The 880-nt window shown below is 45.0% G+C and carries 1 protein-coding gene; it reads right to left on the reverse strand.

Going from position 1 to position 880, the window contains the following annotated elements; translation table 11 throughout:
* Window positions 1-880, reverse strand: an 880-nt coding sequence (gene tuf, locus HC725_RS16545; protein ID WP_190332953.1) for an elongation factor Tu, incomplete at both ends; no start/stop codon positions are given.

The following is an 880-nucleotide window of genomic DNA, read 5'->3' on the forward strand; positions in this document are numbered from 1 at the left end:
GCCAATACTTGACCACGTTCAACGTCATCACGCTTAGTACCACGTAAAAGGGCACCAACGTTCTCACCTGCACGACCTTCGTCAAGCAGTTTACGGAACATTTCAACACCAGTACAAGTAGTAAGAGTTGTATCTTTGATACCAACGATTTCTACTTCGTCGCCTACGCGTAAAATACCGCGCTCGATACGACCAGTAACAACAGTACCACGACCTTGAATTGAGAATACATCTTCAATTGGAAGTAGGAACGGTTGGTCTACAGCACGCTCTGGTTCTGGGATGTAGTTGTCTAGTGCTTCTGCAAGCTCAACAATTTTATCTTCCCATTGTTTTTCGCCGTTTAGAGCGCCAAGAGCTGAACCTTGGATTACTGGTAAATCATCACCTGGGTAATCGTACTCAGAAAGAAGTTCACGAACTTCCATTTCTACTAGCTCAAGAAGCTCTTCATCATCAACCATGTCACATTTGTTCATGAATACGATGATGTAAGGAATACCAACTTGACGACCAAGTAGGATGTGCTCACGAGTTTGAGGCATAGGGCCATCTGTTGCAGCAACAACTAAGATGCCACCATCCATTTGAGCAGCACCAGTGATCATGTTTTTAACATAATCGGCGTGTCCTGGGCAATCTACGTGTGCGTAGTGACGCGCTGGAGTATCATACTCAACGTGAGAAGTAGAGATTGTGATACCACGCTCGCGCTCTTCTGGAGCGTTATCGATAGAGGCGAAATCTTTAGCAACACCACCGTACACTTTTGCAAGTGTAGTACAGATAGCAGCAGTAAGAGTTGTTTTACCGTGGTCAACGTGGCCGATAGTACCAACGTTTACGTGCGGTTTCGTACGTTCAAATTTTTCTTTAGACA

The organism is Vibrio sp. S17_S38 (assembly GCF_014694375.1).
Taxonomy (GTDB): Bacteria; Pseudomonadota; Gammaproteobacteria; order Enterobacterales; family Vibrionaceae; genus Vibrio.